This window comes from Streptomyces sp. NPDC086519 (assembly GCF_040686075.1).
Taxonomy (GTDB): Bacteria; Actinomycetota; Actinomycetes; order Streptomycetales; family Streptomycetaceae; genus Streptomyces; species Streptomyces shenzhenensis.
The window spans coordinates 1-22,201 of the sequence record NZ_JBFBJL010000006.1 but is presented as its reverse complement, the minus strand read 5'-3'; the positions used below and the strand labels follow the sequence as shown (position 1 = coordinate 22,201).

The window sequence follows — 22,201 nt, the reverse complement described above, 5'->3', positions numbered from 1 at the left end:
CTTCGTGGGTATCGAGAGCGACCAGGTCGTCTACGAGTATCTGAGCCGCGTCGGGGACATCGCGCACCAGCGCCAGTTGTCGTCGGCCGAGCGGATGCGGCTGGTCTCCGGGCTGCGCAACGAGATCGACCGGCACCGGGCGAAGTCGACCGTCGACAGCCCTGCCGCGGTACGGCGCATCCTGGACCGGCTGGGCACGCCCGACGAGGTCGTCGAGGCGGCGGGCGGTACGGCGGGCAGCGCGCCCAAGCCGCCGCCGCCCGGGGTCCCCGCCCAGCGGGACGCGGGGCCGGCGGCGCCGGCCGAGGACCTGCGCCGCGTCGTGCCGGGGCCGCGGCCCGCCGAGCCGGACGGTTCGGGGCCGCCGCCGGACTGGTGGCGGGTGGACCGCAGCCCGTTCGGGGACGGGGACGGGGACGAGGTGCCGGGGTTCGTCGGCGGGGTGGAGATTCCCGAACTGCTGAGCAGGCCGCGACTGCGGAAGACGGAGCCGGCGGACGAGCCCGGCGCGGCGGGCGCGCCGGGCGCGGCGGCGGAGGCGGTGGCTCCTGTGGTGGCGGAGGCCGCGCCGTCCGGACGACGCCGGATCCGCGTCGTTCCCCGCCCCGCCACCGGCTGGAGCAACCCGCTCCTCCTGCTCGCCGCCGGCGCGCTCGTCGTGGGCGCGGTGCTCGGCTACTGGTTCGCGCTCGTCGTCGGCTGGGCCATCGCCTACGGGTCCCGCCGGCTCACGCCGATGGAGACGAAGCTGGCGGTGATGTGGGTACCGGGGCTGTCCGTGGCGGCCGGGCTGGTGTGGCTGTGGGGGCGGAGCGCCGGGCGGTGGGGCGACCCGATCGCCCAGGGGCAGATGAGCGGTGCGGTGGGGGAGACGTGGCCGTGGGTGGTACGGGGCGCGGCGCTGGCCTCGGCCGTCTATGTGGCGTGGCGGTCCCAGAGGACGCGGTAGGGGGAGCGCCGGGCGCGGTAGGGGGTGGGGCGGCCGGTTGTCGGGCGGCTGCGGGGAGGTGGGGGCTGGTCGCGCAGTTCCCCGCGCCCCTGAGGGGCGCGCTGCCCAGCCGTGTCTCATATAGCCGCAGGCAGTGGGGCAGCTATTCAGCTGCGGATGATGGGGCGGCTGCTCAGCTGCGGATGGTGGGGCGGCTGCTCAGCTGTGGGCAGTGGGGCAGCTATTCAGCTGTGGGCAGTGGCGCAGGTATTCAGCCGCGGGCAGTCGTGCCGCTGGGGCGGCACGGGTGGGCGCGGGCGGCAGCCGGCAAGCGCCGGCAAGCGTCCCCACCCCCCGGCCCCAGGCCCAGTGCCCCCAAACTCGGCCCCCACCCATGGCCGCCCCCGCCCTGCACAATGGCCCCTATGACTCCTCGCCCCCTTACCGTCGGCTTCGATCTCGACATGACGCTCATCGACTCCCGTCCCGGCATCCACGCCACCTACCTGGCGCTCGCCGAGCGGACCGGGACGTACATCGATGCCGATCTGGCGATCACCCGGCTGGGGCCGCCGCTCGCCGAGGAGCTGGTCCACTGGTTTCCGGCCGAGCGGATCGCGGAGGTGAGTGATCTGTACCGGGCCATGTACCCGGAGATCGCCATCGCGGCGACGCCGGCCATGCCGGGTGCGCGGGAGGCGATCGCGGCCGTGCGGGACGCCGGCGGGAAGAGCGTGGTGGTCACCGCGAAGTACGAGCCCAACGCGGTGCTGCACCTCAGCCACCTCGGCATGGTCCCGGACGCCGTCGTCGGCGACCTGTGGGCCGAGCAGAAGGCGGTGGCGCTGCGCGAGCACGCCGCGGGCGCGTACGTCGGCGACCACGTCGGAGACGTCCGCGGGGCGCGCAGGGCGGGAGCCCTGTCGGTGGCGGTGGCCACCGGACCCTGCGCCGCCGAGGAGCTGCGCGCGGCCGGCGCCGACGTGGTGCTCGCCGACCTCACCGAGCTGCCCGCGTGGCTGGCCGGCTACCGCGAGGGCGGCTACGAGGGCGGCTACCGGGAGGACGCCTCCCGCGCCTGACGGCGTCCGGCCGCGACCGACTGGAGTACTCCGGCGGCCGCGACCAGGAAGCCGACGCCCATGAGCATGCTCAGCAGGTACATGTAGGTCGGAAAAGGCCGCGAGCCGAGGAACAGCGGTATCACGGTGACGAGTGTGGCCACCGCACCGATGAAGAAGACCACGGCACCGGCGCGGACCAGTCGGTCACCGGGCCCGGCGGAATTCGCTTGGGTTTTGTCACGCACTCGACCAGGGTAGTTCCTTGCCCGAAGGAACAACCGGGCGACGTCTTGTCACGCGCCCGAAGACCATTAGCCTTGGTACCGGCGGGTCATGGTCGACCCGCCCGAGTGCTATCAAGAGCCGTTCCAGAGCTGTTGCATTCAGAAGTTTCCAGAGCAGTTTCCGACGAGATACGAGGACGAGGACAGACGTGCCTACCGGCAAGGTCAAGTGGTTCAACAGCGAGAAGGGCTTCGGCTTTCTCTCCCGCGACGACGGCGGTGACGTCTTCGTCCATTCCTCGGTTCTCCCCGACGGGGTCGACGCACTCAAGCCGGGCCAGCGCGTGGAGTTCGGCGTCGTCGCCGGTCAACGCGGTGACCAGGCGCTGTCCGTGGTCCTGCTCGACCCCACCCCGTCGGTCGCCGCCGCCCAGCGCAAGAAGCCGGACGAGCTGGCCTCGATCGTGCAGGACCTGACGACCCTGCTCGAAAACATCACGCCGATGCTGGAGCGCGGCCGATACCCGGACAAGGTCGCCGGCGCGAAGATCGCCGGGCTGCTGCGCGCGGTCGCGGACCAGCTGGACGTGTAGCCGGGTAAGAGGCATATGCGTCTCGGAAGCGGGTAAGTCCCGTGAGTTTTTTTACGGGAAATCCAGTGCGTGCGGGCCGAGGGGCGGGACAAGTCCCTCGGCCGCCGCGCGCGTGAGCAGTCCGCGGACCGCCGCGTAACCTTCCTCGCCGAGTTCCGAGGTGAACTCGTTGACGTACAGCCCGATGTGCTGGTCGGCGACCGCGGGGTCCATCTCCTGGGCGTGCGCCATCACATACGGCCGGGAGACCTCGGGATCGTCCCAGGCCGCGTGGACGGAGGCACGGATCGCGTCGGCGAGGCGGGTGAGCGTCTCGGCACCCAGCGACCGCTTGGCGATGATCGCGCCCAGCGGGATCGGCAGGCCCGTCGTGTTCTCCCAGTGCTCGCCCATGTCCGCGAGCTTGTGCAGGCCGTAGTTCTGGTAGGTGAAGCGCGCCTCGTGGATCACGAGCCCGGCGTCGACCTTCCCGTCCCGCACGGCCGGCATGATCTCGTGGAACGGCATGACCACGATCTCGCCCACGCCACCGTCCGGGAGCGTGTCCGCGGCCCAGAGACGGAACAGCAGGTAGGCCGTCGACTTCTCGCTCGGCACGGCGACGGTACGGCCGGTGAGGTCCGTCCCCGCCTCCCGGGTCAGCACCAGGGGCCCGCAGCCCCGGCCCAGCGCGCCCCCGCAGGGCAGCAGCGCGTACTCGTCGAGGACGTAGGGCAGCACGGCGTACGACACCTTCAGCGCGTCCGACTCGCCGCGCTCGGCCATGCCATTGGTGATGTCGATGTCCGCGAAGGCCACGTCGAGCGCGGGCGCGCCCGGGATCCGGCCGTGTGCGAGGGCGTCGAAGACGAAGGTGTCGTTCGGGCAGGGCGAGTACGCGATGTGCAGGGGCTCACTGGTCATGCTGACTCCAACTCTCCAGGACGGGCGCGAGCTTCCCGAAGGCCTCGGTCAGGGCGTTCAGGGCGTCGCCGATGCGCCAGGCGGCACGGTCGCGGGGGCCGACGGGGTTGGAGACCGCGCGCAGCTCCAGCACGGGCACGCCGTGCGCGGTGGCCGCCTCGGCGACGCCGAAGCCCTCCATGGCCTCGGCGAGGGCGCGCGGGTGGCGGGCCCGCAACTCGGCCGCGCGGGCGGCGGTTCCGGTCACCGTGGAGACGGTGAGTACCGCTCCGGGGTGAGCTCCGGTGGCCTGCGCTATCACTCGTACGAGTGAATTTGGCGGATGGTGGCTGACGGTCCCGAAGCCCAGTTCGGTGACCGGCAGAAACCCGTCGGCCGTCTCGGCGCCCAGGTCGGCCACGGTGATCTCGTCGGCGACGACCAGCGAGCCGACGGGGGCCTCCGGCTGGAAACCGCCGGCGATCCCGGCGGAGACGACCAGCGTGTAGGGGCGGCCGTCGAGGGCGGCGGCGGTGAGGGCGGTCGCGGTGCCGGCGGCGGCCAGGGCCGGTCCGACCCCGGCGGCGAGGAGGTCGTACCCCCCGGCGGTGCGCAGCAGCGGGGGCGAGCCCGGCAGCCGTACCTCCGTCGTGACGTCCGTGAACGCCCGGGCCACCGCGTCCCGTTCGGCCGGGACCGCGGTGGCTACCAGGACGCGCGCGGCGGACGTGGTCAGGCGTCCTTCTTGAGCTTGAAGGACCACAGGCCCAGCACCGACTTGTCGCCCTCCTTGATGGAGACCAGGGTCGAGTTGCCGGAGGCGCCGTACTGGGCGTTGAAGAACACGCTGCCCGGGATGGTGCGGTAGGTCTTGGTGCTGGAGTCCGTGAGCGCCTGACCGTTCATCAGGATCGTCCAGCCGTTGTCCGCGATCTTCGGGTCGACGCCGAAGCGGACCGTTTCGTCCGGGTCCACCTTGATCGACTTGATCCCGGTGTCCTTCAGGCACTTCGTGAGGGAGGCCGTGTCCAGGGTCTTGCCGTCGTTGTAGCAGGTGGCCTCGGAGTTGACCGAGTTCGTGCCGACGGTGATCGTGGCGATCGGCGTCGGCTTGTCACAGGCCGACAGGACGAGCAGTCCGGCGGAAACGGCGCCGGCGGCGGCGACGACGCGGCGGCGTCGCGAGCGGGATTGCAGCGTGGTCATGGCCGAAGGCTATCGGGCGCTCCGGGCCGTCTCCCCACGTGGGGTACGGCGTGCCCCGTTCGTTACGCCACTCGCGGGTGGGGGCGGGTGCCGTGCCGGGCGGAGCTGAGCAGACCGCGCAGGGTGGCCAGCCAGCCGGCCGCCACGATCGCGGCGGCCACCACCAGGCCCAGGGTGCCGTTCAGCGGCATCACGATGCCCACCGCGCCGCCGAACACCCAGGCCATCTGGAGCAGGGTCTCCGAGCGCGCGAACGCCGAGCTGCGCACCGTCTCCGGCACGTCCCGCTGGATCAGCGCGTCCAGGGACAGCTTGGCCAGCGCCTGCCCGAAACCGGCCACCGCCGCCAGCACCGCCACCAGGAAGGCCCCGAAGAACAGCGCCGCGACGATCGCCGTACCCAGCACCACGGCCACCACCGTCACGATGATGATCTCCGGCGCCCGGGAGCGCAGCCACGCCCCCACCGCCGTACCGAGCGCGTTGCCGACACCCGCCGACACCCCCACTATCCCGAGCGACACCGCCGCGCTCTCGCCGGTCAGCGGGTGCTCGCGGAGCAGGAACGCCAGGAAGAAGATCAGGAACCCGGAGAGGCAGCGCAGGGCGGCGTTGGCGCCGAGGGCGTGGGTGACGGCGGGGCCGACCGTGCGCAGCCCCGGCCGCTTCGTCCCCTTGCGGTACGGCCCGTGCAGATGCTCCTCGTCGGCGGCGAGCAGCGCCACGTCCTCGCCCTTGGCCGAGTCGACCTTGGGAGGGAGCGAGAAGGAGAGGAAGGTTCCCGCCACGAAGATGACGAAGGCGCCGTAGAGCGGCCAGGGGTCGCCGAGGGCGTGCAGCCCGGCCCCGATCGGGGCGGCGACGCCGGTGGCGAGCAGACCGGCGAGGGTGACCCGCGAATTCGCCTTCACCAGCGAGAACCGGGGCGGGAGCAGTCTGGGTACGACGGCACTGCGCACCACGCCGTACGCCTTCGACGCGACCAGCACCCCGAGCGCGGCCGGATACAGCTCCAGGCTGCCGCTGGCCACCGCGCCCGAGATGATCAGCGCGAGCAGCGCCCGGGCGAGCATGGCACCGGCCATCGCGGCCCGGCGGCCGTGCGGGAGCCGGTCGAGGAGGGGGCCGATGACCGGGGCGAGGACGGTGAAGGGCGCCATGGTGATGGCGAGGTAGAGCGCGACGCGGCCGCGGGCCTCGTCGGTGGGCACGGAGAAGAACACGGTCGAGGCGAGCGCGACGGTGATCATCACGTCACCCGCGCCGTTGACCGCGTGCAGTTCGATCAGTTTCCCCAGCCCGGACTCGCCGGCGCCGTGCGCGTGGGTGGCCTTGCGGATGCCGCGGGCGGTGCCGGTCACCGGGAGGTGCAGGGCACGCCCGACCGAGCGGACGGCACCGCGCACCCGGCCCGCACCGCTACCGACCCCGACGGCACGTTGGGGTGACTTCGCGGTTGCCACGTGCTTCATAGTGCCCTGAGAGCGCTGTTCCTGGTGCACTTTGTGACCAAGCGAGTCGTGAGGGGCGCCGTGGGGTGGGGGCCGGGGGGTGGGGACGCTTGCCGGCGCTTGCCGGGTGCCGCCCGCGCCCACCCTCCCCCACGCTCGGCTTCGCTCGCGCGGGGGGACCCCCATCGCCCTGGGGGCACCTCCCAGGCCCTTGAGGCACTGGGGGAGGCACGACTGCCCGCGGCTATGGGAGACACGGCAGGGCAGCGCCCGGTAAGGGGCGCGGGGCTGAGTCGATGTGCGGCTCCGCCGCGTGGGCGCGCCCAGCCCCCACCCACCCGCACCCGCTCCACAGCCCGCCACCGCCCCAGAACACACCCCACCGCACCCGCCCCACAGCCCCGCTACCGCCCCAGAACACACCCCACCCGCACTCCACAACGCACCCCCACCCGCACCCGCTTCACGGCCCCGCCATAGCTCCGCCCCACACCCCCACCCGCACCCCCACCCGCACCCCAGAACGCCCCGCCGCCCCGCCCCCGTCGGCCCTCCCCCTCCGCGGAGCCACGCCGGACTGTCCCCCACCACCGGCGACGGGGTAGCGTGCCTATCTCAGCCATAACGCAGAATGGATGGCATAGGTACGCCCGAGCGCGATCGGACGCGGACGTCGATGCGGCCCACAGGTCCGCTCCGTCCGCCCCACCGCCGGAGGCAACCGCACTCGTGAGACGGCGTAGGAGAGAAGCGATACCTGTGAGCGCAGCGACAACGCGAAGCCGCACCCCTGACCGCCTGTGCGCCGAGGCCGTCGACCTCGCCCGTGGAGCCGCCGAGGAGGCCGCCGCGCCCGGGGTGGTCGGCGAGCACACCGGAGTGGTGGCCGAGGGCGATCGCGTGGTCACGCACTTCTTCGAGTGCAAGGAGCTGGGGTACCGCGGCTGGCGCTGGGCGGTGACGGTGGCCCGCGCCTCCCGCGCCAAGGTCGTCACCCTCGACGAGGTGGTCCTCCTCCCCGGCCCCGACGCCCTCCTCGCCCCCGAGTGGGTGCCGTGGAGCGAGCGGCTGCGCCCCGGCGACATGGGCCCCGGCGACCTGCTGCCCACCGAGGCCGAGGACCTCCGCCTGGAGCCCGGCTACACCGGCGAGGACGAGCCGGAGCCGAACTCCCCGATCTCGCAGGAGATGGAGGAGTTGGCGGAGGCGGAGGACGCCGAGGTCACCGCGGGCACGCCCGCGCACCTGCCGACGGTCCCCTCCCGCGGCACGATCGCCTCGATCGCCGAGGAACTCGGCATGCGCCGCGCCCGGGTGCTGTCCCGCTACGGCCTGCACATCGCCGCGGACCGCTGGGAGGAGGCGTTCGGCGCCAAGACCCCCATGGCCCAGGCGGCCCCCGCGACCTGCGTGAGCTGCGGCTTCCTCACCCCCATCGGCGGCTCCCTCGGCCAGGCCTTCGGCGTCTGCGCCAACGAGTTCTCGCCGGCCGACGGCCGGGTCGTCTCCCTCTCCTACGGCTGCGGCGGCCACTCGGAGGCCGCGGTCATGCCGAAGACGCCCCAGCCGGCCCCGCCGGTCGTCGACGAGACCAGAGTCGACCCCTTCCCCCTCCGCCCCGCCGCCGACTCCGGCTCGGTGCCGGTGACGGAGGACGAGACGTCGGCGGAACTCGGCCACTCGTAGCGGGCCTCAGCCTTCGGACGGCGTGCCGCTCTGGTCCGTGTAGAGCGGCAGGTCGTCCGTCGTGATGGTGCCGAAAACCGCTGTCGAGGAGACGCACCCCCCCCCAGCCCCCAACGCGCCGACAGAGCCCGATTCCGATCGCCAAGGTAGGGCGGGAGGCCGGGCCGACAGCCAGCCGGGGTTCGGTGCCGAGGCCGTCCGGGAGGGTGGTCCGGACGTCAGGGCGGCTCGGCGTTCGGTCCTGGGCGGGGGCGTCCAGGGCTGCCGGTGTGGTGCCGGAGGCCGGGGCGGGCGTTTCTCGGACGGCCGAGTCGGGTGGGCGGCCGGGTGGAGCCCCGGCGCGCGGTACCTTCGTCCTCACGTCGACTTGGAGAGTGAACGTGAGCAAGTTCGTGCGGCCCGCAGCCGAGGGTGCCGACCCGTTCGGGACCGCCCGTCTCCGGCGGGGCGTTCTGGACGCCTGGGCGACCAGCCCCGCCCGTTTCCGTGAGGACGCCAACGCCGAGGAGGACCTGGTCCTCGGCGGTTACCGGGACCGGCTCGTCGTGGAGCTCGCGCAGAACGCGGCCGACGCGGCGGCGCGGGCCGGTGTCCCCGGGCGGCTCCGCCTCACCCTCCGCGACGGCGTCCTGTTCGCCGCCAACACCGGCGCCCCGCTGGACGCGGTCGGCGTCGAGTCCCTCTCCACCCTGCGCGCCTCGGCGAAGCGGGGGGACGGTGAGGGGGCGGTGGGGCGGTTCGGTGTCGGGTTCGCCGCCGTGCTGGCCGTGACGGACGAACCGGCGGTCGTGGGGCGGCACGGCGGGGTCCGCTGGTCCCTCGCCGAGGCCCGGCAACTGGCCGAGGACACCGCCCGGCACAGCCCGGGGCTGGGGGACGAGATCCGCCGGCGGGACGGCCATGTCCCCCTGCTCCGGCTCCCGTTCGCCGCCGAGGGCACCGCCCCGGACCCGTACGACACGGTCGTGATCCTGCCGCTCCGGGACACCGCCGCCGCCGATCTCGCCGAGCGCCTCCTCGACGCCGTGGACGACGCCCTGCTCCTCGCCCTCCCGGGCCTGGAAGAAGTCATCGTCGAGAAGGACACCGTGCGCACCCTGCGCCGCCGCACCGACGGCGCGCTCACCGTCGTGGAGGACTCCCGGGAGGGCACGACCCGCTGGCGTACCGTCTCCGCGCACGGCCCGCTCACCCCCGACCTGCTGGCCGGCCGGCCGGTCGAGGAGCGGCTGCGGCCGTACTGGTCGCTGACCTGGGCCGTGCCCACGGACGGCCAGGGCGCCCCCGACCGGCCGCGCACCGCCGCCGTCCTGCACGCCCCCACCCCCAGCGACGAGCCCCTCGGCGTGCCCGCCCTGCTCATCGCCTCCTTCCCGCTCGACACCACCCGCCGGCACGCCGCCCCCGGCCCGCTCACCGACTTCCTGGTGCAGCGCGCGGCCGACGCGTATACCGAACTCCTCGCCGACTGGCGGCCGGTGGGGGAGGGGATCATCCACCTGGTGCCCGGCCCGCTCGGCAAGGGCGAGCTGGACGGCGCGCTGCGCCAGGCGATCCTGGAGCGGCTGCCGCGCACCGCGTTCCTGCCGCCCGCCGTCGAGCCCGGTGATGACAGCGACCTTCCCGAGGCGCTGCGGCCGCGCGACGCCGAGATCGTGGAGGGGGCGGGCGCGGAGACGGTCCGGGTCCTCGCCGAGGTGCTGCCGACGCTCCTGCCCGCCGGACTCGAACGCCGCGTCGAGCTGCGCACGCTGTCCGTCGCCCGGCTGCCGCTCGCCGACGCCGTCGACCGCCTGGCCGGTCTGGAGAAGGACCCGGACTGGTGGTGGCGGCTCTACGACAGCCTCGCGGGCGTCGACCCGGACCGGCTCTCCGGCCTGCCGGTGCCGCTCGCGGACGGCAGGACCACCATCGGCCCCCGGCAGGTTCTCCTTCCCACCCCGGACGCGACCGCGATCGACCCCGAGGTGCTCGCCCGGCTCGGCCTCAAGGTCGCCCACCAGGACGCCGCCCACCCGCTCCTGGAGAAGCTCGGCGCCCTGCCCGCGAGCCCCCGCGCGGTCCTCACCACCCCGCAGGTACGAGCCGCCGTGGCCGCCTCCATCGACGACGAGGGAGGTGCGCTCTGGGAAGAAGACGCCCTGGACGCCGAGGAGTTGGCGGACACCGTGCTCGCGCTGGTCCGGGATGCCGGGCTGGATCCGGGTGACGAGCCCTGGCTGGGCGCGCTGGCCCTCCCCGACGAGGACGGCGAGTTGGCCCCGGCCGGTGAACTGGTCTTCCCCGGCAGCCCGTTCGCCCGGGTGATCAGGGAGGACGAACTGGCCGCGGTGGAGGCCGAGTTGGCCGAGAAGTGGGGCGAGGGCCCGCTCGCCGCCTGCGGGGTCCTCGCGAACTTCGCGCTCGTCCGCGCCACCGACGTCGTCCTGGACCCGGACGAACTGGAGCCCCGCGAGGGCGACTTCGCGGAACCCGACGACGCGGGCCTGCTGGACGCCGTGGACGTCTGGTGCGAGGACATCCTCGACCGCTTCCCGGACACCCCCGTCCCCCCGGTCGCCACCGAGCTGATCGCCGTCCGCGACCTCGACCTCGTCGACGAGGACCACTGGCCCGAGGCCCTCGCCCTGCTCGCCCAGCCGCCGCTGCGCGACGCCCTCACCCAGCCGGTCCGCGTCCTGCTGCCCGACGGCACGCACGAGGTGGTACGGCCGTACACCGCGTGGTGGCTGCGCGGCCACCCGGTCCTCGACGGCCGCCGCCCCGCCGGCCTGCTGGCCGCCGGCGGCGACCCGCTGCTGCGCGGCCTCTACGAGGAGACCGACGCGACCGGCTTCGAGGACGAGCAGGTGCTGCGGGCGCTGGGCGTACGGACCTCGGTGGCCGCTCTCCTGGACGAGCCGGGCGGCGCCGCCGAACTCCTCGACCGCCTCGCCGACCCGGACCGGCCCGTCACTTCCGGCCAACTGCACGCTCTCTACGGAGCGCTGGCCGACCTGGACCCCGAACAGGTCACCCTGCCGGACGAGTTGCGTGCCGTCGTCGACGGCCGGGTGGAGGTCGTGGATGCGGCGGACGCGGTGGTCGTCGACTCGCCGGACCTGCTGCCCTTCACGTCCGGCGTTCCCCTCCTGCCCGTACGGCCGTCCCGGGCCGCAGAGCTGGCCGAACTGTTCCAGGTGCGGCGGCTGAGCGAGTCGGTGACGGGTTCGGTCGACTCGGAGGGCACGGAGCACGACGTCCCCGAGCCGGTGCACGTCCTGCTCGGCCCGCGCACCCCGCGGACGTATGTCGAGCACGAGGAGCTGGTGGTGGACGGCGTCGAGATCGACTGGCGCCTCACCGGCGACGGCGTCCTGCACGCCGCGACCCTGGAGGGCGTGGCGGCCGGCCTGGCCTGGGCGGCCGGCCAGTGGCCGCGCCGCTTCGAGGTGGCGGCCCTCCTGGAGGACCCGTCCCGGACGGAGGAACTGGCGCGGGACCGCTGGTTCGACTGAGCCGCCGTCCACACGGACCCGAGACAGGTTCTGCACACAACTCCTGAATTTCGTACAACCTTTGTTCGCAGGCGGGGGTCTGATCGGGGGAGTCATCCAGACTCCCCGATCACTTCCATGCAGGGGAACGCATGCGTATTCGCGCCACCGTGGCCGCCGTCTCCGGCGCCCTGGCTCTCTCCGCCTTCGCGATGCCGGCCGCGCACGCCGCCGGCGGCCCGTCCTTCGGCGCCGAGGCGACGAAGCTCTTCGAGGCCGCTCACTCGGCGTCGGGCAAGACCGCTTACACCGCCGCGACCGCGGCCGACGACGCTCCGTACGCCATGGACGTCACCTTCTCCAACGTCAAGATCGCCAAGGCGGTCAAGGTCGGTACGACCGCCCACGTCGCGACGTCGGTCACCTACACGCTGACGCACGGCGCCGACGTGGACATCACCGCCGCCGACTTCTTCTCGGGCGCCTACATCTACAAGGGCTCCTACACCGACGAGACCAACTTCCTGATCGGTGACGACCCGGCGAAGTGCACGGTCACCTCGGCGACCACCGCCAGCTGCAAGGGGAACATCGACATCTACCCGGCCGACGGGGAGCTGTTCAACTCCGACGCCGGTCTCTGGCACGCCGGTGCGCTGGCCGTCGCGTACAACGGCCAGGACCCGACCAGCAGCAGCTTCGACATCACCAAGGTCGGGTACGCCGACCAGGGCGCCCTCGGCAGCACCCAGGTCCAGCGCCTGTCCAAGCTGACGGTCAACGCCGCCCCGGAGCCGGTGAAGAAGGGCCAGACCGTCACGGTCACCGGCAAGCTGTCCCGGGCCAACTGGGAGGACAACCAGTACCACGGCTACGCGGGCCAGTCCGTGGTGCTGCAGTTCCGCAAGAAGGGCACCAGCACCTACACCAACGTCAAGGGCATCAAGACGTCCTCGACCGGCACGCTGAAGACGACCACCAAGGCGACGGTGGACGGCTACTACCGCTTCTCCTTCGCCGGCACCTCCACGACCCCGGCGGTCAACGCCACGGGTGACTACGTCGACGTGAAGTAGCGGCCCGGGAGTAATCCCACGGAGACGTAATCCGTTCGCAAAGAAGTCAAAATGTGACCGGATTACGTCTCGCTCTTACAACCCTTGTCACCCCTCGTGGATCTGATCACTTGAGTCAACAGACTCCCTAGATCACTTGGGCCTCGCGCCCACTGTTCCCACTGGGGAATCCATGCGCATTCGTGCCACCGTGGCCGCCGTCTCCGGCGCCCTGGCCCTCTCCGCGTTCGTCGCCCCGGCCGCGCACGCCGCCGGCAGCTCGCCGAACGTCACCTTCTCCAACATGAAGGTCAACAAGGGCAGCAGCATGGTCGTCGGCACGACCAAGGCGTCTTTCTCGGTCACCTACACCGTGACGCACCCGGCGAGCCTGTCCGCGAGCGACTTCGCCACCGGTCCGGCCATCTACCGCGGCACCTCCGTGACGTCGCCGAGCGACCTCTTCGTCAGCGACGAGCCGGGCACCTGCACCGCCGCGTCCTCGACCGTCCTCAACTGCAAGGCCGCCCTCGTCTTCACGGTCGGCGGGGACTCTGACCTGATCAACTCCGAGGCGGGCTCCTGGTCGGTCGGCGCTGTCGCCGCCGACAAGAACAGCAACGTCAAGTGGGTCGGCGGCCTGGGCACCACCAAGGTCCTGCGTGCCACGAAGCTGACGGCCGACGCCACCCCCGAGCCGGTCAAGAAGGGCAAGACCATCACGGTCACCGGCTCCCTGACCCGCGCCAACTGGAACACCCACAAGTACGGCGCCTACAGCAGCCAGTCGGTCAAGCTCCAGTTCCGCAAGAAGGGCTCCAGCACCTACACCACGCTGAAGACCATCAAGTCGTCCTCCACGGGCGCCCTGAAGACCACGACCACGGCGTCGGTCGACGGCTACTACCGCTACTCCTTCGCGGGTACCTCGACGAGCCCGGCGGTCAACGCCACGGGCGACTACGTCGACGTGCAGTAGACAGCGCCCTTAGGGGCAGCGCCCCGTAAGGGGCGCGGGGCTGTATCCGATGTGCGGCTTCGCCGCGCGGGCGCGATCGACTTCCACGGGCCCGCGCGGTTCCCCGCCACCGCATCACACCGGATACCTCCGCTCCACCCACTTCCAGAGAAGCTCCAGCACGGCCGACCCCGCCGCGGCCACGCCGACGGCGGTCCACGGCATCACCGTCCCCGCCAGCTTCAACGCGAAGAAACCCTGCAACGCGGGTACGGCGAGTACGAACACGAAGGCCAGGCCCATCGCGGCCACCAGCGCGACCCGCCACCACGTGTACGGGCGGGCGATGATCGCCAGCACCCACAGCGAGATCAGGAACAGCGTCAGGGTCGCGGCACTGGTCTCGGCGTCCAGGGCGCCGGCCCCCGTGTAGTAGTGCCGGGCGATCAGGTACGTCAGGAAGGTCGCCGCACCGGCCACCAGGCCGCCCGGGATCGAGTACCGCATCACCTGGCGGACGAAGTGCGGGTGTGCCCGTTCCTTGTTCGGTGCCAGGGCGAGGAAGAAGGCCGGGATGCCGATGGTCAGGGTGGAGAGCAGGGTCAGGTGCCTCGGCAGGAAGGGGTACTCGACCTGCCAGCAGACCACGAGCAGCGCGAGCAGCACCGAGTACACCGTCTTGACCAGGAACAGCGTGGCGACCCGGGTGATGTTGCCGATCACCCGCCGCCCCTCGGCCACCACCGAGGGCAGCGTGGCGAAGCTGTTGTTGAGCAGGACGATCTGGGCGACCGCCCTGGTCGCCTCCGAGCCCGAGCCCATCGAGACGCCGATGTCGGCGTCCTTCAGGGCGAGTACGTCGTTGACGCCGTCGCCGGTCATCGCGACCGTGTGCCCGCGCGACTGCAACGCTCCCACCATGTCCCGCTTCTGGCGCGGGGAGACCCGTCCGAAGACGGTGCCCGCGTCGAGGGCCTCGGCCATCCCGGCCGGCTCGGCGGGCAGCCTCCGCGCGTCCACCGCCGTACCGCTGAGGCCGAGTTTCGCGGCCACGGCGCCGACCGACACCGCGTTGTCGCCGGAGATGACCTTCGCGCGGACGTCCTGGTCGGCGAAGTAGCGCAGAGTGTCGGCGGCGTCCGGGCGGAGCCGTTGCTCCAGGACCACCAGCGCGGTGGCGCCCGCACCCCGTGCCACCTCCGGATCGTCGAGGTCCCGGGCGGCGCGGGCGAGCAGCAGCACCCGCAGACCCTGCTCGTTGAGGCGTACGGTTTCGGCCAGTGCCGGGTCGTCGGCGCCGAGGAGCACGTCCGGCGCCCCCAGCAGCCAGGTGCTCAGCTCCCCGTCGCCCTCGCTGAAGGTCGCCCCGCTGTACTTGCGGGCGGAGGAGAAGGGCAGCGACTCCACGCACCGCCAGTCCTCGCTGTCCGGGTAGGCGTCGATGATCGCCTGGAGGGAGGCGTTGGGGCGCGGGTCGGACTCGCCGAGCGAGCCCAGCACCTTGCGTATGTACGTCTCGTCGGCCCCGTTCAGCGCCCGCAGCTCGGTGACGTCCATGCCGCCCTCGGTGAGGGTGCCGGTCTTGTCGAGGCAGACGGTGTCGATGCGGGCGAGGCCCTCGATCGCGGGGAGTTCCTGGACCAGGCACTGCTGGCGGCCCAGCCGGATCACGCCGATCGCGAAGGCGACGGAGGTGAGCAGGACCAGGCCCTCGGGGACCATCGGGACGATGCCGCCGACCGTGCGGGCGACGGCGTCCTTGAGGCCGTTGTTCTTCACGAGCAGCTGGGTGGCGACCAGGCCGACCGCGGCCGGGACCATCATCCAGGTCACGTACTTCAGGATGGTCGAGATGCCGGTGCGCAGCTCGGAGTGGACCAGCGTGAAGCGGGAGGCCTCCTCGGCGAGCTGGGCCGCGTAGGCCTCCCGGCCGACCTTGGTCGCCGCGAAGGCGCCACCGCCGGCCACCACGAAGGAGCCCGACATCACGTGGTCGCCGGCGCGCTTGACGACCGGGTCGGCCTCACCGGTGAGCAGCGACTCGTCGATCTCCAGCCCGTCGGCCTCGGCACACTGCCCGTCCACGGGGATCTTGTCGCCCGGACCGATCTCTATCAGATCACCGAGCACGATCTCGCTCGTACTCACTTCGACGGCGGCCCCGTCCCGGCGCACCGTCGGCCGCGCCTCACCGATCACCGCGAGCGAGTCCAGGGTCTTCTTCGCCCGCCACTCCTGCACGATGCCGATACCCGTGTTGGCGAGGATCACGAAGCCGAACAGGCTGTCCTGGATCGGCGCCACGACCAGCATGATCAGCCACAGCACGCCGATGATCGCGTTGAACCGGGTGAAGACGTTCGCGCGCACGATCTCGCCGAGGGAGCGGCTGCTGCGGACGGGTACGTCGTTCACCTCGCCGCGCGCGACCCGCTCCGCGACCTCGGCGGCGGTCAGACCGGTCGACCGCACCGGCACCGGCACCGGCAGCGGTACGGGATGGACGGGGTCGAGCTCGGCGCCCGCGTCGATGTGCTGCATGCATTCGACGGTACGTGCGGATTTACGCGTTCACCTGCCGAGTGGGCGGAAGATCCGACCAGGGGAGGACCGAAGTCGTGCGCAGGTTGTAGCCGCAGACACCTTTGCCCACCCACCCGCCCGACTCGGTCCCCTGAAAAGCCGGACCACATGCTCCAGCCCACCCGGCGTCCGAGAACGAAGCCCGGTCCGCCTCCCGTCCAACTCGTCTGGCGTTGAGGGGGGAGGTTGGTCTGCCGTCGTCCAGCCGGTTCGGTGGTTGGGGGTGGGGGGTTGGTTTGCCGTCGTGCAGTCTGGCTGGTGTTGGGGTGGGGGCGGTTCGCCGCCCGTTCAGCCGGTTTGGTGCCCTCGTCCGGTCGGCCCGGTGTTGAGGGCGGAGGTCGGTTTGTGTCCCCCCTCCAGCCCGTCCGGCGTTTGAGGACGAGGGCGTTCAGGTCGGCGTGGGGGCGGACGAGGGTGTCTCGGGGTGGCTCCTACTCGGTCGCCGCGCGAAGCGCCTTGATCGCTGCGTCCCGGCGCTTCACGTAGTACACGCCGATCAGGCCGAGGCCGCCGCCGGCCAGGCAGGTCCAGATCCACCAGGTGTGGCCGTGGTCGGCGTACCAGCCGTAGAAGGGGAGCTGGGCCAGGAAGAGGACGAACCAGATGATCGTGCCGCCGATGATCGTCGGGACGACAGGGCCCTCAAGGGGCTCCGGTGCCTCGTGCCGGGGAGTCCACTTCGCCATGGCGCTCAGCATACGCACCCCAGTGGTCTACGCGCGGAGATAGCGATCTAGGCATCATATGTTCATACTGAAACCGTTTGTCTCTGGCCGTTTCTTATCGTAGGAATATCCAATGTCGACCCCGGCTTCCTTGCAGACCCCCGCTCCCGAACAGCCGGGTGCGACCCCCGCGTACGGCGCGCTGGACCGTTACTTCAAGATCTCCGAGCGGGGCAGCACCCTCGCCCGCGAGGTACGCGGCGGCTTCGCCACGTTCTTCGCGATGGCGTACATCATCGTGCTGAACCCGATCATTCTCGGCAGCGCGAAGGACATGTACGGCCACCAGCTCGACCACGGTCAGCTGGTCACCGCCACGGTCATCACCGCGGCCTTCACCACGCTGCTCATGGGCGTCATCGGCAACGTCCCGATCGCGCTGGCCGCCGGCCTCGGCGTGAACTCCGTCGTCGCGCTCCAGCTGGCGCCCCGGATGTCCTGGCCGGACGCCATGGGCATGGTGGTGCTGGCCGGCATCGTCGTGATGCTGCTGGTCGCCAGCGGTCTGCGCGAGCGCGTGATGAACGCCGTCCCCTACAGCCTGCGCAAGGCGATCTCGATCGGTATCGGCCTGTTCATCATGCTGATCGGTCTGGTGGACTCCGGCTTCGTCACCCGTATCCCGGACGTCGCCCAGACCACCGTCCCGCTCCAGCTCGGCGCCGACGGTCACCTCAACGGCTGGCCGGTGCTCGTCTTCGTGCTCGGCGTGCTGCTCACCCTCGCGCTGATCGTCCGCAAGGTCTCCGGCGCGATCCTGATCTCGATCGTCGCGATGACCGTGCTCGCGCTGGTCGTCAACGCCGTCACGCATGTGACCACCTGGGGCCTGACCGTTCCGACGTGGCCCGGCAACCCGGTCTCCACCCCGGACTTCGGTCTGCTCGGCAAGGTCAGCCTCTTCGGCGGCTTCGGCAAGGTCGGCGTGCTGACCGGCATCCTCTTCGTCTTCACGGTCCTGCTGTCCTGCTTCTTCGACGCCATGGGCACGATCATGGGCGTCAGCGACGAGGCCAAGCTGACCGACGCCCAGGGCTACATGCCGGGCATCAACAAGGTCCTGTTCATCGACGGTGTCGCGGTCGCGGTCGGCGGTGCCAGCTCCTCCTCCGCCACCACCTGCTTCGTCGAGTCGACTGCGGGCGTCGGCGAGGGCGCGCGCACCGGTTTCGCCAACGTCGTCACCGGCGGGCTGTTCGCCGTGGCGCTGTTCCTCACCCCCGTCGCGACGATGGTCCCGTCCCAGGCGGCCACCCCGGCGCTGTTCGCGGTCGGTTTCCTGATCCTGGCCGGGTCGATCAAGGAGATCGACTGGGCCGACCACACCCTCGCGATCCCGGCCTTCGTGACCATGGTGATGATGCCGTTCACCTACTCGATCACGAACGGCATCGGCATGGGCTTCATCACCTTCGTGCTGATGCGCCTGGCCGTCGGCCGGGCCAAGGACGTCCCGGTCGCGATGTACGTGGTCTCGGCGGTGTTCGCCTTCTACTACCTGATGCCGGCCCTGGGTCTCACCTGACCTGCCGGGGTCAGGTGACCTTGACCTGGTCGCCGTAGAACCTCTCCGTCTCCTCGACGGCGGCCGAGAACCGCTGGTCGAAATCGTCCCGAATGAGCGTCCGGACCACGTAGTCCTGGACGCTCATTCCTCTTTTGGCCGCATGGCACCGGAGCCGGTCGAGCAGCTCCTTGTCTATCCGCAGACTGAACACACTGGTCCCCATGGATACGAGGGCGCCACATCCGCGCGCCCCATGCGTCACTTTCCGGATCCGGCTCACTCGTAAGGGTGACGCGATGTTTTCTGGGGGTGCCCCCAGGCCTCCCGATTCAGTGGCCGAGGTCACGGACATGTCGGCGCGCCCGGGTGGTCTTTAGGCAGGGTAATGAGTTACTCTAAAGAACATGCCGGACCTTACCCATGGCGACGACGCGGCCGCCGTGAACGCCCTCCGCTCCGCCGTGATGCGACTCTCGCGACGGCTCAAGCACCAGCGGGTCGACGAGTCACTGAGCCCCACCGAGATGTCGGTGCTGGGCACCCTCTCCAACTGCGGCCAGGCCACCCCCGGTGAGCTGGCCCGCAAGGAGCACGTCCAGCCGCCCTCGATGACCCGCATCGTGGCGCTGCTGGAGGCCAAGGGACTGGTCCGGCTGGAGCCGCACCCCGAGGACCGGCGCCAGAAAGTCGTCACCAGGACCGAACAGGCCGAGGCGATGCTCGAGGAGAGCCGCCGCAAGCGCAACGCGTTCCTGGCCGGCCTGGTCGACGGCCTCGACGAGGACGAGTGGGCGAAACTCCGCGCCGCCGCCCCCGTGCTGGAGAAGCTCGCACACCTGTAAGACCCGATAGAAGGAAGAGGCGAATCCTTTTGAGTACGGGACCCGGAACACCTTCCGCCCCCGCACCGACCGCCCCTACTACCCCCGCAGCCCGCAGGTCCTCGATGTTCAGCTCGCTGAGGGTCAGGAACTACCGGCTGTTCTTCGCCGGCCAGGTCGTCTCGAACATAGGCACCTGGATGCAGCGCATCGCGCAGGACTGGCTGGTCCTCAGCCTCACCGGCTCCGCGACCGCCGTCGGCGTCACCACCGCCCTCCAGTTCCTGCCGATGCTGCTCTTCGGCCTCTACGGCGGCGTCCTGGTCGACCGCCTGAACAAGCGGCGCGCCCTCCTGGTCACCCAGACCTCGATGGCCCTGACCGGCATCGCGCTGGCGCTGCTGACCCTCTCCGGCCATGTCCAGGTCTGGCACGTCTACCTCGCCGCCTTCGCCGTCGGCCTCGCCACGGTCGTCGACAACCCGGCCCGCCAGTCCTTCGTCTCCGAGATGGTCGGCCCGGACCAGCTACAGAACGCGGTCAGCCTGAACTCCGCGAACTTCCAGTCCGCCCGCCTGGTCGGCCCGGCCGTCGCCGGCCTCATGATCACCGGAGTGGGTACGGGCTGGGCGTTCCTCTTCAACGGCCTGTCCTTCGTCGCCCCCCTCGTCGGCCTGGTGCTGATGCGCGCGCGTGAGCTGCACGTCGTCGAGCGCGCGCCGAGAGCCAAGGGCCAGCTGCGGGAGGGCCTGCGCTATGTCGCCGGGCGCCCGGACCTGACCTGGACCATCATCCTGATCGGGTTCATCGGCACCTTCGGCTTCAACTTCCCCGTCTACCTCTCCGCCTTCGCGGACGACGTCTTCCACGCCGGCGCCGGCTCCTACAGCCTCTTCAACACCCTGATGGCGGCCGGCTCCCTGGCCGGCGCCCTGCTCGCGGCCCGGCGCGGCACCGCCAAGCTGCGGGTGATGCTCGCGGCGGCGGTCGCCTTCGGCGGCCTGGAGCTGGTGGCCGCGACCGCCCCCTCCCTCTGGCTGTTCTCGCTCCTCATGGTGCCCCTCGGCATGTTCGGCATGACCGTCAACGTCACCGCCAACACCACCGTCCAGATGGGCACCGACCCGGCCATGCGGGGGCGGGTGATGGCCCTGTACATGATGGTCTTCATGGGCGGCTCACCCATCGGCGCGCCCATCGCCGGCTGGATCACGGACGTGTACGGCGTCCGCGCGGGCCTCGCCGTCGGCGGCACGATCGCCGCGGCCGCGGCCGTCGTCATCGGCCTGGTCCTGGCCCGGGTCGGCAACCTCCGCCTGACGGTCGGCTGGCACGGCGGCCACCCCCACGTCCGTTTCGTCCCGAGAGAACAGCAGGAACAGCTCGCACCGGCCGCGTGAGACACGCACAGGCGCACGGCGACCGGCCCGGAGAGGCGGGCCGCTACCGGGCCGCGACCGGCCCGGAGGCGGCCACCACGGCCGCTACCACGGCTACAGCCGGCCGCCACCGCGGCTACAGCCTCCGGGCCAGTACCTGTCCCGGCCAGCTGTCGTCGCCGGGCACGTCGGCGGTGAAGGACTCGGCCGGGGTGAAGCCGTTGCGCTCGTAGAACGCGACCAGCTTGCGGTCGTCGCCCGCGTAGCAGTCGACCCGCAGCAGCGAGATCCCGGCCCGGCTGGTCTCCGCGGCCGCGTGGACCAGCAGCGCGGCGCCCACGCCGGTGCCCTTGAACCGGCGGTCCGAGGCCAGGATGTGGATGTACCGCTCGGGCTCGTCGACGGGCGCGATGTAGGGGCCGGGCGAGTCGGTGAGGGTGAGGGTGGCGGCCGGGATCCCGTCGTACTCGGCGATGTACGGGCTGCCCCCGGTGAAGTACCGGGTGATCATCTCCACCGCCCTGGGGTTCTCCGACCAGGGTGTAGTCCCCCACTGTCTGGTCCGCCCCTGCGACACCAGCCACTCCACGGCACTGTCGAACATCCCGAGGACCACCGGGATGTCGTCGGCGCGGCCGTCCCGGATCCTGATCTTCCCGTCGCTCTCCATGGGGCGATTCACGCCGTCGTCCGTCCCGCGCGCAAGCGTTTTTTTGGCAGGGTGGCCCCCATGAGACTCTTCGCAGCCGTGCTGCCCCCGTCGGAGGTGGTCGCCGAACTCGCCGTCGAGGTCGACAGGTTGCAGCGGTTGCCGGGCGCGGAGGCGCTGCGCTGGACCGGTCGGCCCGGGTGGCACTACACGCTCGCGTTCTACGGCGAGGTGGACGACGACGTCGTACCGGCCCTGTCGGACCGGCTGGCCCGTGCCGCCCACCGCACCCCGCCCTTCGAACTGTCCGTCGCGGGCGGCGGGCAGTTCGGGCACGGTAGGGCCCTGTGGGCGGGTGCCGACGGCAACCTGGACACCCTCCGCCTGCTGGCCGACCGCGCGGAGGCGGCGGCCCGGAAGGCGGGCCTGCCGATGGGGGAGCACCGCCGCTACAAGGCCCACCTCACGGTGGCCCGCAGCCGGGACGCGGTGCGGGTAGGGCCGTACGTCGAGCTGCTCGCGGAGTTCACGAGCCGCACCTGGACGGTCGAGGAGCTGGCGCTGGTGCGCAGCAATCTGCCGGTGTCCGGGGTGCGGGGGGAACAGCCGCGGTACGAGGTGGTCGCCCGCTGGGGGCTGGGGTCTGCCCCGCGGGCCGGGGCGCAGGACGTCGGCGGTTCGTGATCGGTGCCGGTGCCGGTGCCGGTGCCGGTGCCGGTGCCGTGGCCACGCCCCGCGGCCGCGGCAGGATCCGCCGGGCAGGTCCCGAGGGGGGCCCGTTAGGCTCGTCGCCGTGGACCCGAAGACCCGGAACCGGATCATGGCCGGTGCGCTTGTGTTGTTGTTCGTGGTGGTTGCCGTGGCCTCCGCGATGAGGTGAGGGCCGGCTGGGGTACCGCGGCCGGCCGTGCGCCGTCGGCTGCGGGCCGTCGGCGGCTGGTCGTGCGCGCGCCGGGGGGGCCCCCACTCGGCGACCCCCCCCCCGGCCCAAACGGGGGGGGGCCCCCAGGGGGC

The 22,201-nt window shown here is 71.7% G+C and carries 20 protein-coding genes; 11 read left to right on the top strand and 9 right to left on the bottom strand.

Annotated features, from left to right (window positions below; translation table 11 throughout):
* The first annotated feature begins 4 nt into the window (after positions 1 to 4).
* Together AB0P24_RS08010 and AB0P24_RS08005 are read left to right on the top strand one after the other, a co-directional pair.
* Positions 5 to 949, top strand: coding sequence for a hypothetical protein (locus tag AB0P24_RS08010; protein WP_365791367.1), 945 nt, complete (start codon positions 5 to 7; stop codon positions 947 to 949).
* Positions 950 to 1,353: 404 nt separating this feature from the next.
* Complete coding sequence (locus AB0P24_RS08005; RefSeq protein WP_365791365.1) at positions 1,354 to 2,010, top strand: HAD family hydrolase; 657 nt, start codon at positions 1,354 to 1,356, stop codon at positions 2,008 to 2,010.
* Here AB0P24_RS08005 and AB0P24_RS08000 read toward each other — a convergent pair.
* Positions 1,983 to 2,237, bottom strand: a complete 255-nt coding sequence (locus AB0P24_RS08000) for a hypothetical protein (RefSeq protein ID WP_365791363.1) — start codon at positions 2,235 to 2,237, stop codon at positions 1,983 to 1,985. The two genes, AB0P24_RS08005 and AB0P24_RS08000, sit on opposite strands and share 28 nt — an antisense overlap.
* Before the next feature lie 188 nt (positions 2,238 to 2,425).
* Here AB0P24_RS08000 and AB0P24_RS07995 point away from each other — a divergent pair, with 188 nt between their 5' ends.
* On the top strand, positions 2,426 to 2,809 hold the full coding sequence (locus AB0P24_RS07995; RefSeq protein WP_294001296.1) for a cold-shock protein: 384 nt from the start codon (positions 2,426 to 2,428) through the stop codon (positions 2,807 to 2,809).
* A 51-nt stretch (positions 2,810 to 2,860) separates the two neighbouring features.
* Here the strand turns inward: AB0P24_RS07995 and AB0P24_RS07990 are convergent, their stop codons facing one another.
* From AB0P24_RS07990 to AB0P24_RS07975, 4 genes are all read right to left on the bottom strand, one after another.
* The gene (locus AB0P24_RS07990) at positions 2,861 to 3,712 is read right to left on the bottom strand and encodes a 1,4-dihydroxy-6-naphthoate synthase (RefSeq protein WP_365791361.1); all 852 of its coding nucleotides are present in this window, start codon (positions 3,710 to 3,712) and stop codon (positions 2,861 to 2,863) included.
* Complete coding sequence (locus tag AB0P24_RS07985) at positions 3,702 to 4,454, bottom strand: futalosine hydrolase (RefSeq protein WP_365791360.1); 753 nt, start codon at positions 4,452 to 4,454, stop codon at positions 3,702 to 3,704. The genes AB0P24_RS07990 and AB0P24_RS07985 overlap by 11 nt, the downstream gene beginning before the upstream one ends.
* Positions 4,424 to 4,897 carry a DUF2771 domain-containing protein gene (locus tag AB0P24_RS07980; RefSeq protein WP_365791359.1) on the bottom strand — a complete coding sequence of 158 codons (474 nt, stop codon included), beginning with the start codon at positions 4,895 to 4,897 and terminating at the stop codon, positions 4,424 to 4,426. The genes AB0P24_RS07985 and AB0P24_RS07980 overlap by 31 nt, the downstream gene beginning before the upstream one ends.
* Positions 4,898 to 4,959: 62 nt before the next feature.
* Positions 4,960 to 6,303, bottom strand: a complete 1,344-nt coding sequence (locus AB0P24_RS07975; protein ID WP_365791716.1) for an MFS transporter — start codon at positions 6,301 to 6,303, stop codon at positions 4,960 to 4,962.
* A gap of 804 nt (positions 6,304 to 7,107) precedes the next feature.
* On the opposite strand from AB0P24_RS07975, the gene AB0P24_RS07970 reads away from it, so the two are divergent.
* The 4 genes from AB0P24_RS07970 (at position 7,108) to AB0P24_RS07955 (ending at position 13,544) form a co-directional block, all read left to right on the top strand.
* A complete protein-coding gene (locus AB0P24_RS07970) occupies positions 7,108 to 8,034 on the top strand; it encodes a DUF3027 domain-containing protein (RefSeq protein ID WP_365791358.1) in 927 nt (308 codons plus the stop codon).
* Between the two features lie 380 nt (positions 8,035 to 8,414).
* Positions 8,415 to 11,531: a molecular chaperone Hsp90 gene (locus AB0P24_RS07965; RefSeq protein ID WP_365791357.1), complete on the top strand. Its 3,117-nt coding sequence runs from the start codon at positions 8,415 to 8,417 to the stop codon at positions 11,529 to 11,531.
* 131 nt (positions 11,532 to 11,662) lie between these two features.
* A complete protein-coding gene (locus tag AB0P24_RS07960) occupies positions 11,663 to 12,586 on the top strand; it encodes a hypothetical protein (RefSeq protein WP_365791356.1) in 924 nt (307 codons plus the stop codon).
* 172 nt (positions 12,587 to 12,758) lie between these two features.
* Positions 12,759 to 13,544 carry a hypothetical protein gene (locus AB0P24_RS07955; RefSeq protein WP_365791355.1) on the top strand — a complete coding sequence of 262 codons (786 nt, stop codon included), beginning with the start codon at positions 12,759 to 12,761 and terminating at the stop codon, positions 13,542 to 13,544.
* Positions 13,545 to 13,658: 114 nt separating this feature from the next.
* Here the strand turns inward: AB0P24_RS07955 and AB0P24_RS07950 are convergent, their stop codons facing one another.
* Together AB0P24_RS07950 and AB0P24_RS07945 are read right to left on the bottom strand one after the other, a co-directional pair.
* Complete coding sequence (locus tag AB0P24_RS07950) at positions 13,659 to 16,064, bottom strand: HAD-IC family P-type ATPase (protein ID WP_365791354.1); 2,406 nt, start codon at positions 16,062 to 16,064, stop codon at positions 13,659 to 13,661.
* A 473-nt stretch (positions 16,065 to 16,537) separates the two neighbouring features.
* On the bottom strand, positions 16,538 to 16,792 hold the full coding sequence (locus AB0P24_RS07945; RefSeq protein ID WP_365791353.1) for a DUF2530 domain-containing protein: 255 nt from the start codon (positions 16,790 to 16,792) through the stop codon (positions 16,538 to 16,540).
* 112 nt (positions 16,793 to 16,904) lie between these two features.
* Between AB0P24_RS07945 and AB0P24_RS07940 the strand changes: the two genes are divergently transcribed.
* Positions 16,905 to 18,356 carry an NCS2 family permease gene (locus AB0P24_RS07940; protein ID WP_365791352.1) on the top strand — a complete coding sequence of 484 codons (1,452 nt, stop codon included), beginning with the start codon at positions 16,905 to 16,907 and terminating at the stop codon, positions 18,354 to 18,356.
* Between the two features lie 10 nt (positions 18,357 to 18,366).
* Here AB0P24_RS07940 and AB0P24_RS07935 read toward each other — a convergent pair whose 3' ends face one another.
* Complete coding sequence (locus AB0P24_RS07935; RefSeq protein WP_234541467.1) at positions 18,367 to 18,561, bottom strand: BrnA antitoxin family protein; 195 nt, start codon at positions 18,559 to 18,561, stop codon at positions 18,367 to 18,369.
* 181 nt (positions 18,562 to 18,742) lie between these two features.
* Here AB0P24_RS07935 and AB0P24_RS07930 point away from each other — a divergent pair, with 181 nt between their 5' ends.
* Together AB0P24_RS07930 and AB0P24_RS07925 are read left to right on the top strand one after the other, a co-directional pair.
* Positions 18,743 to 19,180: a MarR family transcriptional regulator gene (locus AB0P24_RS07930; RefSeq protein ID WP_181804999.1), complete on the top strand. Its 438-nt coding sequence runs from the start codon at positions 18,743 to 18,745 to the stop codon at positions 19,178 to 19,180.
* A 29-nt stretch (positions 19,181 to 19,209) separates the two neighbouring features.
* Positions 19,210 to 20,559, top strand: coding sequence for an MFS transporter (locus AB0P24_RS07925; protein ID WP_365791351.1), 1,350 nt, complete (start codon positions 19,210 to 19,212; stop codon positions 20,557 to 20,559).
* A 115-nt stretch (positions 20,560 to 20,674) separates the two neighbouring features.
* Here the strand turns inward: AB0P24_RS07925 and AB0P24_RS07920 are convergent, their stop codons facing one another.
* Positions 20,675 to 21,208, bottom strand: coding sequence for a GNAT family N-acetyltransferase (locus AB0P24_RS07920; RefSeq protein WP_365791714.1), 534 nt, complete (start codon positions 21,206 to 21,208; stop codon positions 20,675 to 20,677).
* A 60-nt stretch (positions 21,209 to 21,268) separates the two neighbouring features.
* On the opposite strand from AB0P24_RS07920, the gene thpR reads away from it, so the two are divergent.
* Positions 21,269 to 21,871: an RNA 2',3'-cyclic phosphodiesterase gene (gene thpR, locus AB0P24_RS07915; protein WP_365791350.1), complete on the top strand. Its 603-nt coding sequence runs from the start codon at positions 21,269 to 21,271 to the stop codon at positions 21,869 to 21,871.
* Positions 21,872 to 22,201: the final 330 nt, after the last annotated feature.